We start from the raw sequence: 24,033 nt of genomic DNA, 5'->3' as shown, positions 1-24,033 counted from the left end.
ATCTTCGCAACGGGCAACGCAAACCTCAAGCCTCGTGGACAGTTGTGAGACCACTTCAACGGGATAGCCCCTGACTTCGTGAGCGGATGATCTCACGCTCTCGCTCGCGCTCTTTATGTCCCGCTGCAAGTTCTGCAAAAGAGAGATCACCTCCGACGTACTCTTGGCCCGAAGGAATTCCTGTTTGTTCAAAAGAGCAAGCCTGTCCTGGAGCATGGCGGCCTCGTCCGATTCCGGCATCTGTTGCGTCCTGGTGGCCCCTCCCCATCTCCCTTCCGAGCCAAGCCCCATTCCCAAGCTCTTGTTGCGAACGTCCTCTGTCTTGCTCATGGCGTAAACCTCTTTGCTGAAGTGAATTCCAAGTATAGCCCTTACCGAGCTTGCTTCCCTTGAAGGCGACGCCATCAAGGGCAAAGCTGATCCCCGAGACGAAACCTGTACTGGCCGTGTTCAGGCGGACCTCCACCCCAACCAAGGCCAGCCGGTCACGAAACATCTCCAGCTGACAGCCGTGGCCGAGGGCCGTATCCACTGCGTTTTGCAGCCGCATCCGGGTTGAAGTTTCGCCAGTCCGCAGAGAGTGCTCCAGCTCCCCCTTTTTCGGTGCAGCGCGGCCCACTTCCTGGCTCGGGGCGACCATGCGCAGGCCGAATTGCCGTTCCAGAGCACGCATGATGGGCTCCTGGCGTTTGTAGTCGTGAGCGTCGCTGACCACCTGGCCGCCCAGCGTTATGCGATTGACCAGGATGTGGATGTGCGGATGCTCCGCGTCGGTGTGACGGCTGATGATGTATTGATTGTTCACGAACCCCATGCCCTGCATCCAGGCGTGGGCCGCCTCGCGCCATTGGTCGTCGGTCAGGCGCTCATTGGGATGGATGCTCAGGCTCGTGTGGCAGACCGCCTTAGTGAGCCTGGGACGCATTGCGCGTACGGCCCCGAATTCGGCGGCAAGCGCACGGGGTGTCGATCCTGCCATGTTGGTCTCCAGCATGACGCTCTTGCCTGGCTGGAGGTCATATTCGACCGCCCCTCGAAAGCCTTTGCCCTTGATGAGCTTGGCGATCACGGCGCTTCCCCCAGCAAGGCCTGCTGGAGCTGGATGATTTCCTTGCGGACGCCAAGGAGGAGGGAGGGAGAGACCACGGCTCGCCCCTCGTTTGCGGCTCGGGCGAGCTGGTTGATGTTCACCGCGAGGCGAGTCAATTCGCCGTAGGCTTCGCGGTTGGCCTCGGGCACTGGAGTAGGAGGCAGTTTGCGATCCAAGGCTGCCGTCCGTAGCCACTGGCTGGGGCTCATGCCCATATGCTTGGCTTTTCTGCTCAAGGCTTCCCGCTCGGCTGCGTTGACCCTCACGCCGATGGTGATGTCCCTCACGGCGGCGGGGTCGCCCTTCGGGCGGCCTCCTTTGTCTTTTATTTGGCGTCCATTCATGCTTCAGTCTCCGTTTTGATGGCTACCGCATGAGCGGTGGCACTAAGTCCGAGCCTCGCAGAGCAAGACGTTTGAGCGCAGCGAAAACATGGCTTGCTTCCAACCCGTTCGTGCGCGGCTCGTAGGTGGGTGGTGGACGAGCCCGAGACCGCAGGCAGGGTGTCCCACTGTCCCGGTGCTAGAGAGTGGGACAGTGGGACACCTCGCGTGGTCGCCTATGCGATCCCTTCCAGACGCCGTTTCAAGCGATGGATGGCGGACTTGGACATGCTCATTTCCTCGGCGCAGTCGCGGATGCTGAATCCCTCTGCCAGGAGGCGCTTGAGCTGCTCCAGCTCGACATCCTCAAGCTCCTGGACGTCCCATTGAAGGCTGTTGTCCTCGGTCTTGAGGTGGACCTCGAACGGCTTGGCATCATCGCCAACGATGCCGCGCGCTTTGGTCAGGTGGACCTGAAAGCGAGCGCCTTCCGCCATGCTGTATTGCCGGGGACGCCTGAGGCTGATGACCGTGTCCATGATGTCTTCACGGGCGGACGTGCCGCGCTGGTCTCCTGATTTTCCCGCATGGTGGACCAATAGGACGGAGAGGCCCCGGCGGCGTAGATCGAGCAACCAACTCTGCATGGGCTGCCAGGACTGGGATTCGTTCTCTTTGCCCGTGCGGCAAAGCGTCGAGAGGTTGTCCAGCACCAGCATGTTGACGCCTTCGAGATACGGCTCCAGGGCCATCTGTCCGGCGGTCGTCGCCAAATCCGGCATTGGCCTGGGCTGCATGTCGGGCGTCAGGATGGACAGGTTTTTCATCGCGTGCGCCGGGGCAGCCATGCCGAGTGCCAGGGCTGAGAGACGTTCTTGCATCGCAAGGGCGGGCATCTCTCCGTCCACGTAGAGCACCCGGTTGGCTTTTGCCGCACGCCAACTGAAAACAGACAGGCCGCCTGCGACGGCTATTGAAATCGTCAGGGCGACAAAGGTCTTTCCCACGCCTCGCGGTGCAAACAGGATGACGATGCCTTGGTCTGGGATGATGGGCTGGAGAAGAAACCCGCGATGTGCGAGAGTCATCAAAAGGAAATCATCCATTGAGAGCACCACAAAAGGCGGTAGGCCGCCGTTGGTGTTGTTTGGAGCATTGTTGCACTGTGTCACCGGCTCAACCTCAGCATGAACTTTGTGTCGATCATGACGGCTAATCCTGTGAGAAACGGGTGATGAGGGCGCGGATATCCTCAACCTTCCAGGCGGTGGTCCTGGGGCCAAGTTTTACTGGAGCCGGGAAGCGTCCAGATTTTACGCCATCCCAGAAGCTGGTTTTGCCGATGCCGAGCACATGGAGAACCTGGGGGAGCCGGACAAAACCTTCCGGCGGAAGAGGGGAGGAGAGAATTTTGATTCGAGACATGAGACCTCCGTGGAATGGGGCCGTCTCAAAACGAAAACGGCCCATGTCGTTCAACATGGGCCGTTTGTGGCATGTCCCGCTTGTGGTACTGTCAAGCGCTTGGTACGGTACAAATGCGGTGGTACCTCCAGGTGGTACTTTCTATATAATTCCCCGTAATTTCTTGCCTTGTTTGACCTTTGCGTGATGACTAACCTTGGTTCCTTCACGGGCTGGGAGTAAATCTCCCATCTCTCCGTTGGTCAGTACGCCAGGGAAGAAATCGTCAACCAGCCTTGCCAAGGTTTTATTGTCAGTAATGCCGTTTTGCTTCTGCTGCTCGCAAAATTTGATAACTACTGAAAGATCTTTCGTCTTTCTCCTGGATTTTCGAGCGTGGTGAGGTGATGTCGATGGCCATATTATACTGTTTGGCAGTATCCAATATTTTCTGTCATCATTGAAGCAGAAGTGTAGACTGATGTCGGTTGAGTTTATGTCGTTGGCGACGATGTTGTCGTCAAATATCTTGGCGTTTGATTTGTTGCTGTATTTGCAGATTGCATATGCAAGTTGTGGTGCGTATCTGTTCATGTTTTCAATTGAACATGATTCAAACTCATTATTGCTTCTTCGCATCGATCGCAATGTGTAGAATGGTTTTTTAGATTCTATTGTTTTGATTTGTTTTGTTTTGAATATGATGGTCAAAAAATGGTTGCATAGAAACTTGTGTGTCATGTATTTCGTGTCAAGCTTAACGATTTTATAGTGAATGTCATTCGTGTCGTTTACAAATTCTCCGATCGTTGTGTAAGTGCAGAGTTTGTTCTTGAAGATCTCTTTGCAAATCTTAACATGCCGTTGAAACGGCCACCTAAGGGCAATGTCGGCTAGGTGAATGACGTCACTTGCCTTTACAATTTGAATGTCGTTTACTTTGCGCATAGTGAATTATTTGTTGATGCAGGGATGGGGTTGTAAATTAAATAGGCCGGTTACATGTCTGAAGCATGAAGATAGCTGGCTTTGGCCCCTGCCCTGAGTTTATCAAGGTAGTCCGCCCATCCCTGCATCATCTTGCGTCGCTCAGGCAGAAACTCCGCGAAATTGTAGGCCGCGCGTATGGAATTTCGCTCGGCATGGGCAAGCTGGCGCTCTATGGCGTCCCGGTTCCATCCCATCTCGTTGAGGAGAGTTGACGCCATGGAGCGGAAACCGTGGCCGGTCATTTCGTCTTTTGCGTAGCCCAAGCGGCGCAATGCTCCGTTGACCGTGTTTTCCGACATAGGCCTTGCTGCTGTCCTTACCGAGGGGAACAGGTAGCGGCCCGATCCGGTCAGGGGGTGCAAGTCCTGCAAGATACGCACGGCTTGCTTTGCCAGCGGTACTATATGCTGCTGGCGCATTTTCATCTTTGCTCCGGGTATGCGCCATTCCGCTGTGTCCATGTTGATCTCTTCCCATTCCGCATGACGCAACTCGCCGGGGCGGACGAAAGTCAACGGGGCCAGTCGAAGGGCGCACATGGTAATGAACGATCCCTGGTACGTCTCGATGGTGCGGAGGAGCGCGGCGACCTCTTTCGGGTCCGTGACGCTTGCGTGGTGCTTTTCCTTGGATGGGGGGATGGCCCCCCGAAGATCGCCGGAGATGTCCCGGTCGGCGAAGCCGGAGGCCACGGCGTAGCGGAAGACCTGGCCACAGTTTTGGAGTGCTCGATGCGCCGTCTCGATGGCTCCTCGCGCCTCGATGCGCCGAACGGTGGTCAGGAGTTCCGGAGCCAGAATGTCTTTGATAGGCTGCGCGCCAATCCAGGGGAAAATGTCCTTCTCGAAACGGCGCATGATTCGATCACCGTGGGAGGCTGTCCATGTGGGCTGGAATTTTACGAACCACTCACGAGCCACTCGCTCGAAAGTATTGGCAATTTCTGCTGCTTCGGCTTTCTCGGCTTTGCGTACTTGGCTTGGGTCAATGCCGTTTGCGATCTGTCGGCGAGCATCGTCCCGGCGTGTGCGGGCGTCCTTAAGGGAGATGTCAGGATAAACTCCAAGGGAAATCCAGTTCTCACGACTGTTGATCCAGTATCGCAATCGCCAACGCTTGCTACCTTGCGGTGTTATTTCCAGGTGTAGTCCGCGTTCGTCCTTGAGACGATACAACTTCTCTTTTGGCTTGGCATTGCGAATCTGTACATCCGTAAGCGGCATAGGATACCTCTATGACAGAAGTTTATCCAGAAGACCTTTCAGAAAGACGGCCTCATCGTGTGTGAATCTTATCCTGGCTTTGCCCCTTCCAAACTCAATTGATCCGTCACCATACTCACTGGCACGAATTTTCGCCTTCGGGACTAAGGCCAATCGTTCGGCGTCTATTTGGGCTTGTAGCGCTGTAGCCTGCGCTTGGCTTTTTGCCTTCTGGAGCTTTGCCCAGGAAGATGGGTTGATCCCCTCTCTGGTAAGCCCCCGGAGGTCATCCCTTCGTGCGATCGCTTCAGCAACGCCAACGTCAGGGAAGATGCCCAGGGAAAGCATGTTGGCCTTCCCATTGAACTGGAAACGATAACGCCACCACTTCCCACCCTTGGGGCTGACTTCCAGAAAAAGGCACTTGTCCACTCGGATTCGAAAGGACCTGCCAGTGGGGGAAATCGTTGCTATGTCTTCATTTGTGAGCATAGACCGTATACCTTTTGGGCGTGGAGTCCAAAAAACATCTCGCATACGGTTCGGTATACGGTCGCGGGGATGGATGTCAACGGCCCGAAACGGACGAAGGCGGCCCTTGCGAGCCGCCTTTTTCCTTAAATTCCTGGGGGATGTGGACTTTGTCGGACTGTACTGGAAGTCCTGTTGGTGGAGGCGGGGGGAATCGAACCCCCGTCCGAGAACGCTTGGGCAAAGCTTCTACAGGCGTAGGCCGGAAATTGATCTCGATTCGGACGTGCCTTCCGGCCGGGCGTCCCGAATCCAGACCGTTTAGGTTCTTACGCTCGATTCAACGGACAACTTCGAGCGCCAGCCCGGTGGGGTGTCCCCCACATCCGGCTTACCAGGCGTCGGCCGGAGGGAGGCTGGCCTTAAGCGGCCAGGGCGTAGTCGTAATCGTTGGCGATTGACTTGTTTCCGCGTGTTTAACGAGGCCTCGCGGAACCTCGGCCTGCAACCTTGTCGTCGCAATCCCCGTCGAAACCAGTGCGCCCCCAGGGATGTGCCGACACTCCATATAAGACGTCCGGGCCCTTCGGCAAGTCTCAAGAGTGTGAAAAAAACTCGTATTCCGGACCTTTTTGGGATATCTCGCCCCCATCTACAGCCAAGGAGGGACTCGATGAGCCTGCCCAAATCCTTTGATCGCGACATCTCCCGCCGCATCAAGGACCTGCGCGAAGCCATGAACCTCACGTACGAGGACCTGGCCGCCCGCGTTGGAGTCGCCGTGGACGAAATCGCCGCCTACGAATCCGGGGAAAGCGAAGTGCCCGTAAGCTACCTCTACGCGGTGGCCAAGGCCACGGGCGTGGACCTGACGGCGCTGATCACCGGCTCGGAGGCCAAGCTGCACCAGTACAGCCTGGTCAAGAAGGGCAGCGGGCTCTCCGTGACCAGGCGAAAGGCCTACAAGTACCAGGCCCTGGCCTACCGCTTCAACCGGCCCTCCATGGAGCCCTTCCTGGTCACCGTGCCGCCTTCCCCGGCCGGGGCCGAGGTGCACTACAACCAGCACACCGGCGAAGAGTTCGTCTACATGATCGAAGGCCGCATGGAGGTGCTCCTGGGCAAGGACACCGCGACCCTCGAACCGGGCGACAGCCTCTACTTCAGTTCGTCCATCCCCCACGCCATGCGCGCGCTGGACGGAAAAGAGGCCGTGTTCCTGGACGTCATCATCTAAGAGGGGTCGAAAATGCTGCCCGAGTTCAAACGCTTTGATACCTTCGAAGAGTTCCGCGCCGGATACGGCGTTGCGATCCCCGAGAACTACAACTTCGCCTTCGATTTCCTGGACGCGCAGGCTCAGGCCGACCCCTCGCGCCCGGCCATGGTCCATGTGGGCCCGGACGGAACCCGCCGCGACTACGACCTGGGCTACTTCAGCACCCAGTCCTCGCGCATGGCCAATTCCTTCAAGTCCCTGGGCGTGGCCAAGGGCGACAAGGTGATGATCGTGCTCCAGCGCCGCGTGGAGTTCTGGGTGGCGGTGCTGGCCCTGCACAAGCTGGGCGCGGTGCCCGTGCCCTCGCCGCACCTGCTCACGGCCCACGACGTGGAGTTCCGCGTGAACAAGGCCGGGATCACCGCCTGCGTGGCCGAGGAAGACTTCGTTGAGCGCGTGGAGGCGGTCAAGGCCGTCTGCCCCACGCTCAAGACCCTGGTGCGCGTGGGCGAGAAGCCCCTGGCCGACGGCTGGCACGCCTACGAGGAGCTCCTGGCGGCCGGTTCGCCGGACTTCCCTGTCCCGGCGGACAAGCCCGGCGGCAAGGACATCATGTTCATCTTCTTCTCCTCCGGCACCACGGGCATGCCCAAGATGGTGGTGCACAACCACAATTACCCCCTGGGCCACGTCACCACCGGCGTCTACTGGCACGACCTGCGCCCGGGCGACCTGCACCTCACCGTGGCGGACACGGGCTGGGCCAAGTCCATCTGGGGCAAGTTCTTCGGCCAATGGTACGCCGGGGCCTGCGTGTTCACCTGGGACTACCGGGGCAAGTTCATCCCCTCGGAACTCCTGCGCGTGATGAGCGAGAACGGCGTGACCGTGTTCTGCGCGCCGCCCACCATCTACCGCTTCCTGGTGCGCGAGGACCTCTCCAAGTTCGACCTCTCCAAATTGCGCCACTGCACCACCGCGGGCGAGCTTTTGAACGAGGGCGTGTTCCACGCCTGGAAGAAGACCACGGGCATCACCATCTACGAGGGCTACGGCCAGACCGAGACCACCCTCCAGATCGCGGCCTTCCCCAACATGAACGTCAAGCCCGGCTCCATCGGCAAGCCGTGCCCGGGTTGGGACATCGTGCTGCTCGACCACAAGGGCAAGCCCTGCCCGCCGGGCGAGGAGGGCGAGATCTGCATCCGGCTGGGCGACGGCAAGCAGCTGGGCCTGTTCGAGGGCTACCTCTACGAGCCCGAGAAGACCGCCTCGGTGATGTTCGGCGGCTACTACCACACCGGCGACAAGGCCTGGATGGACGAGGACGGCTTCTTCTGGTTCCTGGGCCGCAACGACGACCTGATCAAGTCCAGCGGCTACCGCATCGGGCCCTTCGAGGTGGAGAGCGCCCTGGTGACGCACCCGGGCGTGGTGGAGGCGGCCGTGACCGGCGTGCCCGACCCCGAACGCGGCCAGGCCGTGAAGGCCACCGTGGTGCTGGCCGCTGGCTTCGAACCCTCGCCGGAGATGGTCAAGGACATCCAGGACCACGTGAAGAAGGTCACCGCGCCCTACAAGTACCCGCGCATCGTGGAGTTCGTTCCCGAGCTGCCCAAGACCATCAGCGGCAAGATCAAGCGCGCCGAGATCCGCGCCAAGGACGAGGGCAAGAAGCCCGAGCCGACCATCTAAAACCCGGAGCGCGCGGCCGGGGAGGCCCCAACCTGCCTCCCCCGCGCGAAACCCGTCCCTCCGCATGTTCGCGCCGCGGCCTTCGGGCCGCGGCGTTTTCTATTGCCCCCCGCAGGAGGCCCGGCGCGCCGCGATCCGGGTCGCGGATCGTTTGATCTTGGTCAATTGTCGATTATTTCATGGTGGTTAGTTTGTGGGATGACGCTCTTGAAGGCCTTGCTTGCGTTCTGGCACAGCCGGTCCGGCCGTGCTGGCGAAAAGGTGCCACGGCGAATATTTCTTTGAAATAGTTGATTTAATCATTCTGAATCGAGGTGCCGAGGCGTGTTTCACGCCCCAAGCGGTGCGTCCTTCATGTGAAAAAAAGGATGATCTAAGGAAAACATTGTCAATGTTCCCTTTTTGGTGCTAGGCCATCTTCAAAAGACACCACATCCGCGTTCTCCCCGCTCAGGTAGGGTTTGCGGCGGAAGAGTGGCTTCTTCGGAGGCGATGTACAGGTATTTTCTTTGATTTGACCGGCGCGCATACTTGCAATCGAGAGAGCGGAGAAGGAGTTCCCCCCGATGGACAAACTCGCCTCGACCGATCTGTTGTATATTGCCGTTTTCTTCCTCGGAGGCCTGGGCTTCGCCCTTGGCCCGTTCATCGTAGTCTATCTGCTCGCACCCCGTTCCACACGCAACACCAGAAAAAAGACCACGCAGCTCATCGAGTGCGGCATGGACCCCATCGGGGACGCCTGGATAAAGTTCGGCGTCGTGTACTACCTGTACGCCCTGATGTTCGTCGCGTTCGCCGTTGACGTGCTGTTCCTCTTTCCGGCTGCAATCGTCTACAACAAGCCGGGATTCGTCGACGGATTGCAGGCCTTCCTCGAAATACTGCTGTTCGTCGGCATCCTTTCACTGGTCATCTATTATGCGTGGAAGAAGGGAGTGTTCAGGTGGGAACGCAAGACCTATTGAACCCTGTCGTCCATTTCTCGAAGCTGGCCCAGCTTCTGGACCTGTGTAGGGCCAACTCCCTCTGGCCCATGACCTTCGGCCTGGCCTGCTGCGCCATCGAGATGATGGCCACCGGAGCCTCGCGTTTCGACCTGGCCCGCTTCGGGGCCGAGGTCTTCAGGCCCTCGCCCAGGCAGAGCGACGTGATGATCGTGGCCGGAACCATCAGCAAGAAGATGGCCCCGGCCGTGCAGACCCTCTACGACCAGATGCCCGAGCCCAAGTGGGTCATCGCCATGGGCAACTGCGCCATCTCCGGCGGGCCCTTCGTGTTCGAGGGCCAGTACGGCATCGTGGAGGGGGCCTCCAAGCTCTTCCCCGTGGACGTGGTCATCCCCGGCTGCCCGCCCAGGCCCGAGGCGCTCATCGAAGGCATCCTCACCCTCGAGGAGAAACTGACGGGCACGCGCCGCTGGCCCAGGGTGGAGGCCTAGACCATGAAGGACACCATCGCCAAAGCGCTGGCCGGGGCTTCACCCCTGGCAATCGCCGAGACCGACCACAAGGCCAGGGGCTTCCACCTGGACGTGAGCCTGGCCCCCGGCTCGCTGGTCAAGGCCGTGACCATCCTGGATCAGCACAAGTTCTTCATCGAGACCATCACCGGCGTGGACTGGCTGGGCGAGAAGGAAGCCCGGCGCAAGGAGGCCGCCGCCGCGGCGGCAGCGGCCGCCAAGGCCGCCAAGGCCAAGGCCGCGGAAGGGGAGGGCGAAGCCGCCGCCCCGGCCGAACCGGCGCCCGAGCCCGGCCCCGCTGGCCCCGACGACCTGGAGGCCGTCTACGACTTCAACCATTACGCCGCGCTTTGCCGTGTGACGCTTCGCGTGCGCGTGCCCCGCGACAACCCGGTGGTTCCGACCATCTCGGACATCTACCAGGCCGCCCACTGGCACGAGCGCGAAACCAGGGAGTTCTTCGGCTTCACCTTCGAAGGCCACCCGTACCCCGTGCCGCTGCTCCTGCCCGAGGACGCGGACTTCCACCCCCTGCGCAAGGACTACCAGCCATGAGCTCCTTCGCCCAGTCCACCTCCGGCGAGACCTTCGTTCTCAACCTGGGGCCGCAGCACCCGGCAACCCACGGCGTGCTGCGCATCAAGCTGATCATGGACGGCGAGTACATCGCGGACGCCGAGCCCGTGCTCGGCTACGCGCACCGCATGCACGAGAAGATGGGCGAGAACAGGGGGTGGGCGCAGTTCATGCCCAACACCGGCCGCCTGGATTACCTGCACGCCCTGGCCTACAACCACTGCTTCTGCTGTCTGGTTGAGCGCGCCACGGGCATCGAGGTGCCCGAGCGCGCCGAGTACGTCCGGGTGATCACCTCGGAGCTCAACAGGATATCGAGCCACCTGCTCTGGTTCGGGGCCTTCGTGCTGGACCTGGGCGGCTTCTCCCCGCTGCTCTACGCCTTCGACGACAGGGAGCAGATCCTGGACCTCCTGGAGAGCGTCACGGGCTCGCGCCTGACCTACAGCTACTTCCGCTTCGGCGGGCTCTACAACGACATCGACGAGAACTTCGTGCCCGGGGCCAGGGCGTTCGTCAAACGCATGCGCGAGCGCCTGCCCATGTACCACGATCTCGTCACCAAGAACGTCATCCTGATCAAGCGCCTGAAGGACGTGGGCTTCGTGGACGCCGAGATGTGCCGCAAATACGGCGCCACCGGCCCCGTGGCCAGGGGCGCGGGCATAAACTTCGACGTGCGCAAACATGAACCCTATTCGGTCTACCCCGAGCTCGACTTCGACATCCCCGTGTACCCCGAGGCCGACTCCATGGCCCGCTACATGGTGCGCATGGACGAGATCGTGCAGAGCCTGCGCATCATTGAGCAGGCCCTGGACAAGCTGCCCGAGGGCCCGGTGATGGCCCCCAAGGTGCCAAAGAGCATGAAGCCCCCCAAGGGCGACTACTACCACGCCGTGGAGACCGCGCGCGGCTCCTTCGGCATCCGCGCGGTGAGCGACGGGACCAACGTGCCCTGGCGGCTCAAGCTGCGCACCCCGGGCTACTCCAACCTGATAGTCTTCGGCGAGGCCTGCCGGGGGATGCTCCTGCCGGACGCCCTGGCGCTTCTTGGCAGCCTGGACCTCGTCATCCCCGAGATAGACCGGTGAAGCGCCCGAGCGAGGAGCATCCGTCATGAGCATCCATCCCGAGGTCCTTAGGCTTGTGGCCATCCTGGTGGGCGTGATCGGCTTCGTGGCCCTGAACGCCGCCTACCTGGTCTGGCTCGAACGCAAGGAGGCCGGGCGCATCCAGCGCCGCATAGGCCCCAAGGAAGTGGGCCCCTACGGCCTCTTGCAGCCCCTGGCGGACGGGCTCAAGCTCATGAGCAAGCAGCTCATCACCCCGGACGGCGCGGACGTGACGCTCTTCAAGATCGCGCCGCTTCTGGTGATGATCCCGGCCATCATGAGCTTCGTGACCATCCCCTTCGGCGAGGGCCTGGTGGCCCGCAACCTGGACGTGGGCCTTTTGGCCGTGTTCGCCTTCGCCTCGGTGAACGTGCTGGGGCTTCTCTTGGGCGCGTGGGGCTCGCGCAACAAGTACGCCATCATCGCGGCGGCGCGCGTTGTCTCGCAGAACGTGGCCTACGAAATCCCCATGCTGGTGATCGTGGTGACCATGGTCATGGTGGCGGGCACGCTCGACCTCACCGAGATCGTCACGCTCCAGTCCGGCGGGTTCTGGAACTGGTACGTGTTCAGGCTCACGGCCAGCCCGCTCATGCCCGTGGCCTTCCTGATGTTCTACATATGCATGCTGGCCGAGACCAACCGCGCGCCCTTCGACATGGCCGAGGCCGAGAGCGAGTTGGTGGCGGGCGCGTTCACCGAATACCCGGGCATGGGTTTCGGCGTGTTCTTCATGGGCGAGTACGCCAACATAGTGGTGGGCTCGTGCATGGCCACCATCCTCTTCTTAGGCGGCTGGAACTGCCCGTTCGGGCTTTTCCCGGGCGTGCACTGGTTCCTGATCAAAATGTACCTGATCATCTTCACGGTGATCTGGGTCCGCTGGACCTATCCGCGCACGACCTTCTACGGGCTTCTGAACCTGTCCTGGAAGGTGCTCATACCCATATCGTTCTTCAACCTGATCCTAACCAGCGCCATGTTGAAGGTGTTCTGACCATGACCGCCTACATCAAAGAGATCGCCCTGGGCACCTGGAGCCTGTTCGTGGGCCTGGCCATCACCATCCGGTACTTCTTCATGCCGGTGGTCACGGTGCAGTACCCGCGCGAGACCATCCCCATGACGCCGCGCTACCGGGGCCACACCGAGCTGGTCTGGGACGAGCAACGTGGGGGCCACAAGTGCATCGTCTGCGGCGCGTGCCAGAAGGGCTGCCCCTCGGGGTGCATCACGCTCGAGAGCGAGAAGAAGGAGGGGGCCAAGCAGAAGACCCTCACCGCCTACACGCTCGACTTCACCAAGTGCAGCCTGTGCGGCATCTGCGTGGAGGTCTGCCCCACCGAGGCCCTGGATTTCTCCAAGGAATACAACCTGGCCGGGCTTCACGAGAGCGAATTCGTCTACGACCTGCTGAAACGGCTGGAGGACAAGCACTCATGACCCCCTCCCTGTTCTCGCCGGAAGGCCTCTCGGGGCTCCTCTTCCTGGTCTTCGTGGCCGTCACCGTGGCCGGGGCCTTCGTGGCCGTGGGCTCGGGGCAGCTGGTCAGGAGTGTTGCCGGGCTGGCCCTGTGCTTCGTGGGCGTTGCCGGGCTCTACTGGCACCTCGGCAGCCCGTTCGTGGCGCTGATGCAGGTGCTCATCTACGTGGGCGCGGTCTGCGTGACCATCATCTTCGCCGTGATGCTGGCCAACACCGGGCCGGGCGAGCGGCGCAGGCGCAGGCCCGTGCTGGTGTCCGCCCTGGCGGCCGTGGCGGGGGCGGGGCTCCTGTGGACCCTGACCGCCCTGGCCGTGCGCTCCCAGTGGACGAAGATCCCGGGCCCGGCCGGGCGTCCCGGCCTGGAGGGGCTCGGCGCGGCGTTTCTCAACACCTGGGGGCTTTCGTTCGAACTGATCTCGGTGGTGCTCTTCCTGGCCATCGTGGGGTCCTTGGTCCTGGCGCGCCAGGGAAGGAGCAGACAGTGAACATCCTCACCCTGGGCGACAGCCTGGAGACCTACCTGGCCGTGGGCGCGTTTTTGTTCGCCATCGGCGTGTATGGGGTGATCCAGCGGCGCACGTTCATCGGCATGCTCATCGCGTCGGAGCTGATCCTGTGCGGGGCCTCGGTGAACTTCATGGCGTTTGGCCGCTTCACCTCGCCGGACCCGGTGACGGGACAGGTCTTCACCCTGTTCGTCATGGCCATCGCGGCGGCCGAGGCGGCCATCGCGCTCTCGATCATCATCGCCGTGTACCGCAATTTCAAGTCCATCGAGACCGACGACGTCTCGGACCTGAACGGATAGCCCCGCCGGGGCGGCAAGCATTCCCGGACGCCAGGGCGCGGGGAAGAGGAAGGGGACAAGGGCATGGAAAGCATCGTTTCGGTAAAACCGCTGCTCGCCATACTCGCGGCGCTGGCCGGGTCGTTTCTGGTCATGCTCACGGGGCGCAAGCCCAACGTGCGCGAGTCGTGGTCGCTGGTGGCCGCGCTGGCGATGTTCGCGGTGATCGCCTCCATGATCACCACCGTGGCCCCGGCCCCGCTGGGCCAGGGCAGGGAGCTCCACTACCAGCTCTTCAAGATACTGCCCGGGCTCACGGTGTCCTTCAGGGCGGACGCGTTCTCCATGGTCTTCGCCCTGGCCGCGTCGTTTCTGTGGATCATCGCCGTGTTCTACTCGGCCGGGTACATGAGGGGCTTGAACGAGCACGCCCAGACGCGCTTCAACGCCTGCTTCGCCCTGGCCCTGTTCGGGGCCATCGGCGTGGCCTTCTCCGACAACCTCTTCACCCTCTACCTCTTCTACGAGATAGTGAGCATCTGCACCTACCCCCTGGTGGCCCACCACCAGGACGCGGAAAGCTACGAGGGGGCCAAGAAGTACATCATCTACCTGACCACCACGGCCAAGGGGCTGATCCTGCCCGCCATGGTGCTCATCTACGTGCTCACCGGCACCCTGGACTTCGCGCACAACATCCACCAAGGCGTGTTCGCGGCCGGGACCAGCCCCGTGTTGATCACCGTGCTCTACGCCTGCTGCATCCTGGGGTTCGCGAAAAACGGCATCATGCCGCTGCACAACTGGCTGCCCAGCGCCATGGTCGCGCCCACGCCGGTCTCGGCCCTGCTGCACGCGGTGGCCGTCGTCAAGGTGGGCGTGTTCTGCACCACGCGCGTGATGCTCTACACCTTCGGCACGGACACCATGAGCGCGCTCAACCTGGGCCTGCCCACGGCGTACTTCGTGTCCTTCACCATCCTGACCGCCTCCATCATCGCGCTCTCCAAGGACAACCTGAAGGCCCGGCTGGCCTATTCCACGGTCAGCCAGCTCTCCTACATCGTGCTGGGCGTGGCGCTCCTCACCGTGGACGGCATCCAGGGCGGCATCGTGCACATCGCCAACCACGCCTTCTCCAAGATCACGCTGTTCTTCTGCGCGGGCGCCATCTACGTGGCCACGCACAAGAAATCCATCTCCGAGATGGGCGGGCTGGGCCGGGCCATGCCCTTCACCTTCGGGGCCTTCGCCGTGGCTTCCTTGAGCATGATCGGCGCGCCCCCGGTGGCCGGGTTCGTGACCAAGTGGAAGCTCATCGTGGGGGCGCTGGAAATGCCCGCCCACACCATGGGCATCCTCCTGGTGCTTCTGGCCAGCACCATCCTGAACGTGGCCTACTTCGCGCCGGTCACCTACAAGGCCTTCTTCGGCAAGCCGCCCGAGGGGCAAACCTACACCAAGGTCCAGGAGGCGCCGCTGTCCATGGTCATCCCGATCATGGTGGCCGCGACCATCTCCGTGATCATCGGCATCTACCCTGATTTCTTCATGATCTTCGTCAAGGCGGTGACGGGATGATAGTCAAGCTCATAGGCTTCCTGCGCGAGCGCCTGCCGCTCGTGATCAAGTGCTGCTGCGTGCTGCTGGCCCTGCTGGTGCTCTGGGACGCGGGCTTCGTGGACAAGGGCCACGCCCACACCGCCGCCGAGCGCATCCCGGGCTTCTGGTCGGCCTTCGGCTTCGGGGCCTGCGTGCTGATCATCATCTTCTCCAAGTGGTACGGGCACCTGGGCATCATGACGCGCGAGGACTACTACGATGATAAATGAGTTCTGGCTCCACCCCTCGCTGATATTGATCGTCGGCGCGCTCGTGCTGCCGCTCTTGCCGAAGGCGCTCAAGAAGGCCTGGCTGGTGGCCGTGCCCGTGCTGGCCTTCGCCGACGTGCTCTCCATGCAGGGCCACAGCGGCACCTACGGCGTGACCAGCTTCCTGGACTGGACGCTGACCTTCGGGCGCGTGGACTCCCTGGCCATGGTCTTCGCCTACATCATGACGCTCATGTGCGTGATCGGGACCATCTACGGCCTGCACGTGGAGGAGGACGCCCAGCACGTGGCGGCCTGGTTCTACGTGGCCGGGTCGCTCGGCGTCATCTTCTGCGGCGACTACCTGGTGCTCTTCCTCTTCTGGGAGCTCATGGCCTTCTCCTCGGTGTTCCTGGTCTGGTTCAGGCGCAGGAAGGAATCCCTGGCCACGGGCTACCGCTACCTTCTTGTGCACACCGCCGGCGGGCTCCTGCTGCTGGCCGGGTTCGTGCTGCGCTACAAGGCCACGGGGGACCTCTCTTTCGGCCCCGTGGGCGTGGACAACCCCACCCTGGACACCTGGCTGATCATGGCCGGGTTCATCCTGAACGCGGCCGTGCCCCCGCTGCACGCCTGGCTGCCCGACGCCTACGGCGAGGCCACGGTGTCAGGCGCGGTGTTCATGTGCGCCTTCACCACCAAGACCGCTGTCTATGCCCTGGCGCGCGGCTTCGCGGGCATGGAGATACTGGTGCCGCTCGGCGTGTGCATGGCCCTCTACGGCGTGGTCTACGCGGTGCTGGAGAACGATTCGAGGAGGCTCCTGGCCTACCACATCATCAGCCAGGTGGGCTACATGGTGGCTGGCGTGGGCATCGGCACGCAACTGGCCATCAACGGGGCCTGTGCGCACGCCTTCGCGCACATCCTCTACAAGGGGCTTCTCTTCATGGGCTGCGGCGCGGTGCTCCAGATGACGGGCAAGAGCAAATTCACCGAGCTCGGCGGGCTGTGGTCCCGGATGCCGCGCACGTTCGTGTTCACGCTCATAGGCGGGCTCTCGATCTCGGCCTTCCCGCTCTTCAGCGGCTTCGTGAGCAAGGCCATGATCGTGGCCGCCGGGTTCGAGGAGCACAACTACTGGGCGGCCTTCCTGCTCACCCTGGCCTCGGCCGGAACGTTCCTGCACACAGGGCTCAAGGTCCCGTACTTCATCTGGTTCGGCAAGAACAACTGCTCGAAGGAAACCTGGGAGAAGGCCGCGGACCCGCCGAAGAACATGCAGGTGGCCATGTTCGCGGCCTCCGTGCTTTGCATCTTCATCGGCTGCTACACTCCCTACCTCTACCAGATGCTGCCGTACCCCGAGGTGGCCGCCAACTACCACCCCTACACGGCCTACCACGTCTCCGAGACCCTGCAGATACTTCTGTTCACGGCCTTGGGCTTCTTCCTGCTGATCAAGAAGCTCACCCCCGAGCCCAAGATCAGCATCGACCTGGACTGGTTCTACCGCATGGGCGGGCGCGGCTTCTACTGGCTGGCGAGAAAGCCCATCCAGGCGGCGGACAACGCCGTGAACGAGGCCTACCGCGTCATCGGGCTCGTCCCGCTGATGTTCACGGCGCGGTTCTGGGGCAAGTTCGACTGGCACGTGATCGACGGCGTGGTGGACGGCATCGCCCACGCCGTGGGAGGAGTCGGGGCGACGCTCAGGCACCTGCAGAGCGGGCGGCTCCAGTACGTGATCCTGTACGCGGCCCTGCTGGTGGCTGCCGCGCTTACGCTTTTGGTGTTCGCCTGATCATAACCGAGGAGCGAGGGCATGGATTTTCTCACGATGAACACCCTGGGGTACCCGGCCCTGAGCGCGTGCGTCTTCCTGCCGCTGGCCGGGGCCCTGGTGCTTCTGCCTCTCAGGGGCAACGACGCGGCGCGCTGGTGGACCCTGGCCGTGACCCTGGCCACCGCGGCGGCCTCACTGCCCCTGTTCTGGGCCTTCGACCCGGCCACGGCGCGCTACCAGTTCGGCGAGCACGCGTCCTGGATCAAGGCCCTGGACATCAACTACACCCTTGGCATCGACGGCATCTCGCTCCTTCTCGTGCTCATGACCACGCTGATCATGCCGCTTTGCGTGCTGGGTTCGTGGAAGTACATCGAGAAGCGGGTCAAGGAGTTCATGATTTGCCTGCTGCTCATGGAGACTTCCATGATCGGCGTGTTCGTGGCCCTGGACTTCGTGCTCTTCTACATCTTCTGGGAGGCCATGCTCATCCCCATGTACCTGCTCATCGCGGTGTGGGGCGGGCCCAGGAAGGTGTACGCGTCCATCAAGTTCTTCCTCTACACCCTGGCCGGGTCGGTGCTGCTGCTTGTCGCCATCATCGCCCTGTACATGAGCCAGGGCACGTTCTCGATCCCCGCGCTCATGAGCCAGGCCTACCCGGTGAAGTTCCAGGTGCTCGTGTTCCTGGCCTTCTTCCTGGCCTTCGCCATCAAGGTGCCCATGTTCCCCTTCCACACGTGGCTCCCGGCCGCGCACGTGGAGGCCCCCACGGCGGGCAGCGTGATCCTGGCCTCTGTGCTCCTCAAGATGGGCACCTACGGCTTTTTGCGCTTCTGCCTGCCCATCACGCCCGAGGGAACGGCGGCGTTTCTGCCCTACGTGCAGTGGCTCTCGGTGATCGGCATCCTCTACGGCGGGTTCACGGCCCTGGCCCAGCAGGACATGAAGAAGCTCATCGCCTACTCGAGCGTGGGGCACATGGGCTTCGTCACCCTGGGCATCTTCGTGCTCAACCAGCGCGGAGTGGAGGGGGCGATCCTGCAGATGATCAACCACGGCGTGACCACGGGCGCACTGTTCCTCTGCGTGGGCATGGTCTACGAGCGCACCCACACCCGGGAGCTGGCGGCCACGGCGGGCATCGGCAAGATCATGCCCATCTACGTGACCTACCTGGCCTTCTTCTCGCTCTCGTCGCTGGCCTTCCCGGGCACCAACAGCTTCGTGGGCGAGTTTCTGATCCTGGCGGGCAGCTACGCGGACAACAAGCTCCTGACCAGTTGCGCCATCCCCGGAGCGGTGCTCGCGGCGGCCTACATGCTGAGGCTTCTCCAGCGGGTGGTCTGGGGCGGCACGGACAACCCGGCGCACCCGGGGCTTAAGGACCTGGGCATGCGCGAGGTGATCACCCTGGCGCCGCTTCTGGTGTTCGTGTTCTGGATCGGGCTGTCCCCCGAGCCGTTCACCGAGGTGATGCACGCGAGCGTCACCCACCTGCTCAAGCAGGCCAGCGTGGGCGCGAACGGGATGGTGGCGGCCGCCGGGCTGGTGACGCCGTAAACGGGCGGCGCAACAACACAGGAACCTACGCAAAGGCACGACCATGAAGCTTACGTTGTTCGTCCCCGAGCTGATCCTCCTCCTTGGAGCCCTGGCGCTTTTGTTCATCAGCGCGGGCAAGGCGGGCGCCAGGCTGGCCCGTCCCATCACCCTGCTTCTGGCCGTGGCCTCGCTCGCGGCCTCGGCGGCGAGCCTGGGACAGGAAGGGCTCATGTTCTTCGAGGCCTACAAGGTGGACCTCTTCTCCCAGGCCCTGAAGCTGGCCATCGCGGCCGGGTTCGCGGCGGTGCTCGTGCTCGGGACCGAGCTCAAGGGCGTTTCGGAGGACGTGCGGCCCGAGTACTACCTCTTCTTGACGCTCGGCGTGCTGGGGCTCTTCATGCTGGTGAGCAGCGTGGAATTGGTGACCATGTTCGTCGCCCTGGAGCTCTCGTCCTATTCGCTCTACCTGCTGGTGCCCATGCGAGACGACCACCAGGGGCTTCGCATGCAGATGGAGTCCGCGGTCAAGTACATCCTCTTCGGGGTGGTGGCCACGGGCGTGATGCTTTTCGGCATGAGCTACATGCTGGGGCTCACCGGCACCACGTACTTCGCTGGCCTCATGCCCGGGCTCAAGGCCCTGGGCGGCAGCCCGGCGGCCGTGGCGGCCGTGGCCATGGTGCTCGGCGGGTTCTTCTTCAAGCTGGCGGTGTTCCCGTTCCACTTCTGGGTGCCGGACGTCTACCAGGGCGCGTCCAACGAGACCACGGCTTTCATCGCCTCCGTGCCCAAGGTGGCGGCCGTGGCCCTTCTGGTGCGCGTGGCGGCCATGGCCAACCCGGGCGATCAGGCGCTCACCCCGGTGCTCGTGGTGCTGAGCGTCTGCTCCATGTTCTACGGCAACCTGGTGGCCCTGGTGCAGACCGACATCAAGCGCATGCTGGGCTTCTCGGGCATCGCCCACGCGGGCTACATGCTCCTCGGCTTCGTGGCCCTGCGCGAGGCGGGCTACGCCACGGCGCTCTATTACGTCACGGGCTACCTGCTCATGACCATCGCGGGCTTCGTGGTGGTCTGCGCCGTCTCTTCCGACGGGCGCAACCTGAAGATAAGCGACCTGGGCGGCCTGCACCGCCGCTCGCCGCTCCTGGCCTTCACCATGGCCGTGAGCATGTTCGCCCTGGCCGGCATTCCGCCCTTCGTGGGCTTCATGGGCAAGTTCCTGCTTCTGGCCGGGGCCTACAAGGCGGGCTTCGTCTGGCTGGTGATCCTGGCGGCCATCAACACGGCCATCTCCATCTACTACTATTTGTCGGTGGTGCGCGTGGTCTACACCGTAAACTCCGACGAGCGTCCCGAAGTGGCGGTGGGCGTGCCGGTGAAGGCTCTCAGCGTGGTGCTGGTGGCCGTGATCATCCTCCTGGGCCTGGCCCCGGACATGGTGATGGAGGTGGCGGCCAGGGCCGTGCGCTCGATTCTCTAGCGGGCGAACGCGAAATTGACGTTGGTGCTCGGCCAAGAGCAATAATGACTCCACTTCTGGCCACGTTGTCGGGGCGTGCGGGAAGCACGCTTCGCGGATGAAATGACGTGTTGAAATAAGAGGTTGATTCGACTCGGCCTCTCTCGCGTTCTCCGGTTGCACCAAGCTTACGGCGGTTTCCGGCTGCTACTAAGCGAGCGGTTCAGGAAGGATCACAAAAAATAATTTCATTTTAGTTTGGATAGTTAACTATTTTTTTCGTCTTTCCCTACCTTTTCGGATTGATATTCTCCTGCTATCGACGCGATTCCAAACCGAAAATTTTCCCAATATGGATGCCTGTTGTCCATAGGGGTAGTCTATTGCTTGCCGTCAAGGAGGGGGGGATGAGCTGGGCCGACGTGAGCATCGGGAAAAAGATACTGGCGGGCTTCTGCCTCGTGGCCGCGATTTTCGCGGCTGTTCTGCTGAGCACCGCGCGGGCGGTCCATGACGTGGACCAGCACGCCAACGCCACCGTGACCAAGTACGACCTCTCCATGAGCCTCTTGCAGCGCGAGATAGACCATCTCAAGTGGGCGCAAAACCTGGGGCAGTTCGTGCACGACCACGAGGCGCGCGACCTGCCCGTCTCGGCCGACCACACCAAGTGCGCCTTCGGCAGGTGGTTCTACGGCGAGGAGCGCGCGGGCCTGGAAAAGGGCAACCCCGCCGTGGCCACGCTCCTGGCGTCCATCGACGAGCCGCACCGCAAGCTCCACGAGACCTCCGCCGTCATCCGCGACCTCAAGGGCAAGGGCCAGCAGGAGCAGGCCGAGGGCGTCTACAACTCGCAGACCATGCAGCACCTGGGCAAGGTCCAGGAGGTGCTCTCCGGCCTGCGCTCCCAGGTGAGCGAGGGCATCCGCCACGACAAGGCCGAGCTCATAGAGGACGTCACGTTCATGAAGGTCCTGGTCTGGGCGTCCACGGGCGTCTCCGTGGTCCTGGCGCTCTGCCTGAGCGTGTTCATCGCCCGCAGCATCTCCAGGCCGGTGCGGTTTTTGGCCGAGAGCTCGCAGGTAATCGCCTCGGGTGATCTCTCGGTGGAGTGCCGCCTGCCGCGCAAGGACGAGCTGGGCCAGCTTTCCGAGTCCATGGCGGCCATGGTCGCAAGCCTCAAGGAGAAGATCGCCGAGGCCGACGCCAAGGCCGCCGAGGCCGACAGCCACGCGGCGAGCGCGGAGGAGGCCCTGCGCGCGGCCGAGGCCAAGGAGCGCCAGATCGCCGGGATGCTCGAGCTCATCCGGAACATCGCGGGCGAGTCCATGGCCCTTTCCGACAGCCTGACGGGTTCGGCCGGGCGCCTTTCGGCCCAGGTGGAGCAGGTGCGGCGCGGCACCGAGGTCCAGAAGTCACGGCTCTCCGAGGCGGCCTCGGCCATGGAGCAGATGAACGCCACCGTGCTGGAGGTGGCCCGCAACGCCAGCGGCGCGGCCGAGAGCGCGGGCAAGGCCCAGACCAAGGCCCAGAACGGGGCGGACATCGTCATCGAGAGCGTGAAGGCCATCGAGCAGGTCAGCCGGGCCACGGGTCAGTTGCGCCAGAACATGAACGAGCTTGGCGACCAGGCGCGTTCCATCGGCGCGGTGATGAACGTGATCTCCGACATCGCGGACCAGACCAACCTGCTGGCCCTGAACGCGGCCATCGAGGCCGCTCGGGCCGGAGAGGCCGGGCGCGGCTTCGCCGTGGTGGCCGACGAGGTGCGCAAGCTGGCCGAGAAGACCATGGGCGCGACCCAGGAAGTGGGCGGCAAGATCAAGGCCATCCAGGATTCCGTGGAGCGCTCCGTGCGCGACATGGAGGAGGCGGCCACGGCGGTCTCGCGCTCCAACGACCTGGCCGGGGCCTCGGGCCAGGCCCTGGGCGAGATAGTCTCGCTCACGGACCTGAACACCCGCAACGTTCAGAGCATCGCGGCCGCGGCCGAGGAGCAGTCCTCGGCCTCGGAGCACATCAACGGCAGCCTTGCGGACGTGAACTCCGTGGCCCACGAGACCCAGGAGGGCATGACCGAGACCGTGGACATCGTGCAGTCCCTGGCGGCCATGGCCGACCAGTTGCGCGAACTGATCGGGCGCATGGGGGCGCACGACGGCGCGGACGCGCGGGCCCTGGCGTGACCGGATCAACTTAAAGTTCCTGTTTAACAAAAGAGGCGGTCCGGGTTCACCCGGACCGCCTATTCTTCATATTGCAAGGGTTTCTCTCGCCCGGCGCGAAGCCCGGTGCCGGGGTCCGGGGGGAGGCGCTCCCCCCGCCGGGGCGTGGGGCGGCGCCCCACTTCTCGAAGGTTCCGCCTCAAGCCAGCAGCGACCCCGCCTCGCGCATCAGTTCCGCGATGGCCAGCCCGTGCGGGCAGGCCTTTTCCGCTCCGGAGTAGTCCACGTCCAGAAGCCTCGCGCGCACCTCCTCGGGCAGGGCGGCGAACACCTCCCTGGCCAAGTCGCGCTCGCCGTAGTCGCGGTAGTACATCAGGCAGCGCATCACGTCGTTGACCGGCACGAGCCCGGCCACGGCCCCCTGGCAGATGCTGCCGCACCCGGCGCAGTAGCCGCCGCTGGTGGAGGAGGCCAGCCGGGCGAAGACGTCCAGGTCCTCGCGGGCCAGGGCGGTCTTGTCGCGCGCGGCGGCCACGTTGGCCGAGAGGATGGTCAGGTTGGGCATCTGGGAGCAGACCGAGGCGATGGCTGGCTCCTCCCACACGGCCTTGAGCTTGGCCTGTTTGTCGGTGAAGCCGCGCTCCAGGAAGCGGCCCGCGAGCCTGAGCTCCTCCTCGGAGCCCGTGGCCACCGGCCCGCCGCCCTGGGTCTTCATGGCCACCACGCCGATGCCGGTGTCCACGCAGGCCTTGAGCGCCTCGCGCATTTTGGGCGTCTGCATCAGGCGGTAGTTGTAGGTGACCATCACGGCGTCGATCCAGTCCAGGCCCTTGGCACCCAGCATGCAGTCTTCCATGTTGGTGTGCGTGCTGAAGCCGAAGTGGCGCATCTTTCCGGCCTTCTTCATCTCGGCCGCCCACTGCTTGTAAGGTTTCATGTCCTCGATGCTGGAGATGGCGTGGATGAAGAACATGTCCACGTAGCTGGTCTTGAGCCGCTCCAGGGCTTCGTCCAGGCGCTTGGCCGGGTCGCCTTCGGCGTGGGTCGTGGAGAACTTGGTCACCAAAAAGATGTCCTTGCGGGCCGCCGGGTTGCGCTGGAAATAGCGCCCGAAGCCGTCTTCGGACAGGCCGTTGCCGTAGCCCTCGGCGGTGTCCCAGTAGGTGACGCCCCAGGTGTGGGCCTGCTTGAGCAGGAGCTGGTTGTTGATGGTGTCGAACATGCCGCCCAGGCCCAGGATGGGCACCTCCACGCCGGTCCTGCCCAGCTTGCGCCTGGGCATGACGGCGGGCTGGGCGGCCCCGGCAGGATCGCCGGCGGCTAGGGCGGCGGCCGGGGCGACCCCGGCGGCCAGGCCGGTCACTCCAGCGGCCTTCAGAAAGCCCCTGCGGGACAGGCCCCGGGCATCGTCCTTGGTGCTCATGGTCGCTTCCTCCTTGCGCCCG

Annotated in this window: 24 protein-coding genes and 1 other RNA gene; 16 read left to right on the top strand and 9 right to left on the bottom strand. The window is 63.0% G+C overall.

The window, feature by feature from the left end; translation table 11 throughout:
* Positions 1–55 precede the first annotated feature (55 nt).
* From ACZ5V4_RS01750 to ssrA, 8 genes are all read right to left on the bottom strand, one after another.
* Positions 56–1,069 (bottom strand): relaxase/mobilization nuclease domain-containing protein, encoded by a 1,014-nt coding sequence (locus tag ACZ5V4_RS01750; protein WP_464316460.1) that lies wholly within the window; start codon positions 1,067–1,069, stop codon positions 56–58.
* Entirely contained in the window at positions 1,066–1,434 is a 369-nt protein-coding gene (locus ACZ5V4_RS01745) for a plasmid mobilization protein (protein WP_464316459.1), read from the bottom strand. Before ACZ5V4_RS01745 ends, ACZ5V4_RS01750 begins: the two co-directional genes overlap by 4 nt.
* A gap of 215 nt (positions 1,435–1,649) precedes the next feature.
* Positions 1,650–2,519 (bottom strand): AAA family ATPase, encoded by an 870-nt coding sequence (locus tag ACZ5V4_RS01740; RefSeq protein ID WP_464316458.1) that lies wholly within the window; start codon positions 2,517–2,519, stop codon positions 1,650–1,652.
* A 106-nt stretch (positions 2,520–2,625) separates the two neighbouring features.
* Entirely contained in the window at positions 2,626–2,838 is a 213-nt protein-coding gene (locus ACZ5V4_RS01735) for a helix-turn-helix transcriptional regulator (RefSeq protein ID WP_464316457.1), read from the bottom strand.
* Between the two features lie 141 nt (positions 2,839–2,979).
* Positions 2,980–3,411, bottom strand: a complete 432-nt coding sequence (locus ACZ5V4_RS01730; protein ID WP_464316456.1) for a hypothetical protein — start codon at positions 3,409–3,411, stop codon at positions 2,980–2,982.
* Positions 3,412–3,815: 404 nt separating this feature from the next.
* The gene (locus ACZ5V4_RS01725; RefSeq protein ID WP_464316455.1) at positions 3,816–5,030 is read right to left on the bottom strand and encodes a tyrosine-type recombinase/integrase; all 1,215 of its coding nucleotides are present in this window, start codon (positions 5,028–5,030) and stop codon (positions 3,816–3,818) included.
* A gap of 9 nt (positions 5,031–5,039) precedes the next feature.
* Complete coding sequence (locus ACZ5V4_RS01720; RefSeq protein ID WP_464316454.1) at positions 5,040–5,501, bottom strand: Arm DNA-binding domain-containing protein; 462 nt, start codon at positions 5,499–5,501, stop codon at positions 5,040–5,042.
* A gap of 175 nt (positions 5,502–5,676) precedes the next feature.
* Positions 5,677–6,027, bottom strand: a transfer-messenger RNA (tmRNA) gene (ssrA, locus tag ACZ5V4_RS01715).
* Positions 6,028–6,153: 126 nt separating this feature from the next.
* Here ssrA and ACZ5V4_RS01710 point away from each other — a divergent pair.
* The 16 genes from ACZ5V4_RS01710 (at position 6,154) to ACZ5V4_RS01635 (ending at position 22,609) form a co-directional block, all read left to right on the top strand.
* Positions 6,154–6,717: a helix-turn-helix domain-containing protein gene (locus tag ACZ5V4_RS01710; protein WP_464316453.1), complete on the top strand. Its 564-nt coding sequence runs from the start codon at positions 6,154–6,156 to the stop codon at positions 6,715–6,717.
* A 12-nt stretch (positions 6,718–6,729) separates the two neighbouring features.
* Positions 6,730–8,394 (top strand): AMP-binding protein, encoded by a 1,665-nt coding sequence (locus tag ACZ5V4_RS01705; protein ID WP_464316452.1) that lies wholly within the window; start codon positions 6,730–6,732, stop codon positions 8,392–8,394.
* Between the two features lie 566 nt (positions 8,395–8,960).
* Positions 8,961–9,362, top strand: a complete 402-nt coding sequence (locus tag ACZ5V4_RS01700; protein ID WP_464316451.1) for an NADH-quinone oxidoreductase subunit A — start codon at positions 8,961–8,963, stop codon at positions 9,360–9,362.
* Entirely contained in the window at positions 9,341–9,835 is a 495-nt protein-coding gene (locus ACZ5V4_RS01695; protein WP_464316450.1) for an NADH-quinone oxidoreductase subunit B, read from the top strand. Before ACZ5V4_RS01700 ends, ACZ5V4_RS01695 begins: the two co-directional genes overlap by 22 nt.
* Before the next feature lie 3 nt (positions 9,836–9,838).
* Complete coding sequence (locus ACZ5V4_RS01690; protein ID WP_464316449.1) at positions 9,839–10,411, top strand: NADH-quinone oxidoreductase subunit C; 573 nt, start codon at positions 9,839–9,841, stop codon at positions 10,409–10,411.
* Positions 10,408–11,526 (top strand): NADH-quinone oxidoreductase subunit D, encoded by a 1,119-nt coding sequence (locus ACZ5V4_RS01685; protein ID WP_464316448.1) that lies wholly within the window; start codon positions 10,408–10,410, stop codon positions 11,524–11,526. Before ACZ5V4_RS01690 ends, ACZ5V4_RS01685 begins: the two co-directional genes overlap by 4 nt.
* Positions 11,527–11,551: 25 nt before the next feature.
* Positions 11,552–12,544: an NADH-quinone oxidoreductase subunit NuoH gene (gene nuoH / locus ACZ5V4_RS01680; RefSeq protein WP_464316447.1), complete on the top strand. Its 993-nt coding sequence runs from the start codon at positions 11,552–11,554 to the stop codon at positions 12,542–12,544.
* Positions 12,545–12,546: 2 nt separating this feature from the next.
* A complete protein-coding gene (locus ACZ5V4_RS01675; protein WP_464316446.1) occupies positions 12,547–12,990 on the top strand; it encodes a NuoI/complex I 23 kDa subunit family protein in 444 nt (147 codons plus the stop codon).
* Entirely contained in the window at positions 12,987–13,517 is a 531-nt protein-coding gene (locus ACZ5V4_RS01670; protein ID WP_464316445.1) for an NADH-quinone oxidoreductase subunit J family protein, read from the top strand. The genes ACZ5V4_RS01675 and ACZ5V4_RS01670 overlap by 4 nt, the downstream gene beginning before the upstream one ends.
* Positions 13,514–13,840: an NADH-quinone oxidoreductase subunit NuoK gene (nuoK, locus tag ACZ5V4_RS01665; RefSeq protein WP_464316444.1), complete on the top strand. Its 327-nt coding sequence runs from the start codon at positions 13,514–13,516 to the stop codon at positions 13,838–13,840. The genes ACZ5V4_RS01670 and nuoK overlap by 4 nt, the downstream gene beginning before the upstream one ends.
* Positions 13,841–13,903: 63 nt before the next feature.
* Positions 13,904–15,400 carry a monovalent cation/H+ antiporter subunit D family protein gene (locus tag ACZ5V4_RS01660; protein WP_464316443.1) on the top strand — a complete coding sequence of 499 codons (1,497 nt, stop codon included), beginning with the start codon at positions 13,904–13,906 and terminating at the stop codon, positions 15,398–15,400.
* Positions 15,397–15,651 (top strand): hypothetical protein, encoded by a 255-nt coding sequence (locus ACZ5V4_RS01655; protein ID WP_464316442.1) that lies wholly within the window; start codon positions 15,397–15,399, stop codon positions 15,649–15,651. The genes ACZ5V4_RS01660 and ACZ5V4_RS01655 overlap by 4 nt, the downstream gene beginning before the upstream one ends.
* Positions 15,641–17,434: a Na(+)/H(+) antiporter subunit D gene (locus ACZ5V4_RS01650; RefSeq protein WP_464316441.1), complete on the top strand. Its 1,794-nt coding sequence runs from the start codon at positions 15,641–15,643 to the stop codon at positions 17,432–17,434. Before ACZ5V4_RS01655 ends, ACZ5V4_RS01650 begins: the two co-directional genes overlap by 11 nt.
* Before the next feature lie 21 nt (positions 17,435–17,455).
* Complete coding sequence (locus tag ACZ5V4_RS01645) at positions 17,456–18,979, top strand: NADH-quinone oxidoreductase subunit M (RefSeq protein ID WP_464316440.1); 1,524 nt, start codon at positions 17,456–17,458, stop codon at positions 18,977–18,979.
* A gap of 43 nt (positions 18,980–19,022) precedes the next feature.
* On the top strand, positions 19,023–20,444 hold the full coding sequence (locus ACZ5V4_RS01640) for an NADH-quinone oxidoreductase subunit N (protein WP_464316439.1): 1,422 nt from the start codon (positions 19,023–19,025) through the stop codon (positions 20,442–20,444).
* Between the two features lie 386 nt (positions 20,445–20,830).
* Positions 20,831–22,609, top strand: a complete 1,779-nt coding sequence (locus ACZ5V4_RS01635) for a methyl-accepting chemotaxis protein (RefSeq protein ID WP_464316438.1) — start codon at positions 20,831–20,833, stop codon at positions 22,607–22,609.
* Positions 22,610–22,787: 178 nt separating this feature from the next.
* Here the strand turns inward: ACZ5V4_RS01635 and ACZ5V4_RS01630 are convergent, their stop codons facing one another.
* Entirely contained in the window at positions 22,788–24,011 is a 1,224-nt protein-coding gene (locus ACZ5V4_RS01630; protein ID WP_464316437.1) for an aldo/keto reductase, read from the bottom strand.
* Positions 24,012–24,033 lie beyond the last annotated feature (22 nt).

The organism is Fundidesulfovibrio sp. YSD1, assembly GCF_055397115.1.
Note: the sequence above shows the minus strand (reverse complement) of the source record. Positions and strands in the feature narration are given on the sequence as shown.

Coding starts and splice junctions, on each gene's coding strand:
- ACZ5V4_RS01710 (WP_464316453.1), top strand. CDS start 6,154: ATGAGCCTGCCCAAATCCTTTGATCGCGACATCTCCCGCCGCATCAAG.
- ACZ5V4_RS01685 (WP_464316448.1), top strand. CDS start 10,408: ATGAGCTCCTTCGCCCAGTCCACCTCCGGCGAGACCTTCGTTCTCAAC.
- ACZ5V4_RS01740 (WP_464316458.1), bottom strand. CDS start 2,519: ATGGATGATTTCCTTTTGATGACTCTCGCACATCGCGGGTTTCTTCTC.
- ACZ5V4_RS01640 (WP_464316439.1), top strand. CDS start 19,023: ATGAAGCTTACGTTGTTCGTCCCCGAGCTGATCCTCCTCCTTGGAGCC.
- ACZ5V4_RS01690 (WP_464316449.1), top strand. CDS start 9,839: ATGAAGGACACCATCGCCAAAGCGCTGGCCGGGGCTTCACCCCTGGCA.
- ACZ5V4_RS01630 (WP_464316437.1), bottom strand. CDS start 24,011: ATGAGCACCAAGGACGATGCCCGGGGCCTGTCCCGCAGGGGCTTTCTG.
- ACZ5V4_RS01655 (WP_464316442.1), top strand. CDS start 15,397: ATGATAGTCAAGCTCATAGGCTTCCTGCGCGAGCGCCTGCCGCTCGTG.
- ACZ5V4_RS01700 (WP_464316451.1), top strand. CDS start 8,961: ATGGACAAACTCGCCTCGACCGATCTGTTGTATATTGCCGTTTTCTTC.
- ACZ5V4_RS01650 (WP_464316441.1), top strand. CDS start 15,641: ATGATAAATGAGTTCTGGCTCCACCCCTCGCTGATATTGATCGTCGGC.
- ACZ5V4_RS01645 (WP_464316440.1), top strand. CDS start 17,456: ATGGATTTTCTCACGATGAACACCCTGGGGTACCCGGCCCTGAGCGCG.
- ACZ5V4_RS01660 (WP_464316443.1), top strand. CDS start 13,904: ATGGAAAGCATCGTTTCGGTAAAACCGCTGCTCGCCATACTCGCGGCG.
- ACZ5V4_RS01670 (WP_464316445.1), top strand. CDS start 12,987: ATGACCCCCTCCCTGTTCTCGCCGGAAGGCCTCTCGGGGCTCCTCTTC.
- ACZ5V4_RS01705 (WP_464316452.1), top strand. CDS start 6,730: ATGCTGCCCGAGTTCAAACGCTTTGATACCTTCGAAGAGTTCCGCGCC.
- ACZ5V4_RS01730 (WP_464316456.1), bottom strand. CDS start 3,411: ATGAACAGATACGCACCACAACTTGCATATGCAATCTGCAAATACAGC.
- ACZ5V4_RS01675 (WP_464316446.1), top strand. CDS start 12,547: ATGACCGCCTACATCAAAGAGATCGCCCTGGGCACCTGGAGCCTGTTC.
- ACZ5V4_RS01720 (WP_464316454.1), bottom strand. CDS start 5,501: ATGCTCACAAATGAAGACATAGCAACGATTTCCCCCACTGGCAGGTCC.
- ACZ5V4_RS01635 (WP_464316438.1), top strand. CDS start 20,831: ATGAGCTGGGCCGACGTGAGCATCGGGAAAAAGATACTGGCGGGCTTC.
- ACZ5V4_RS01745 (WP_464316459.1), bottom strand. CDS start 1,434: ATGAATGGACGCCAAATAAAAGACAAAGGAGGCCGCCCGAAGGGCGAC.
- nuoH (WP_464316447.1), top strand. CDS start 11,552: ATGAGCATCCATCCCGAGGTCCTTAGGCTTGTGGCCATCCTGGTGGGC.
- ACZ5V4_RS01725 (WP_464316455.1), bottom strand. CDS start 5,030: ATGCCGCTTACGGATGTACAGATTCGCAATGCCAAGCCAAAAGAGAAG.
- ACZ5V4_RS01735 (WP_464316457.1), bottom strand. CDS start 2,838: ATGTCTCGAATCAAAATTCTCTCCTCCCCTCTTCCGCCGGAAGGTTTT.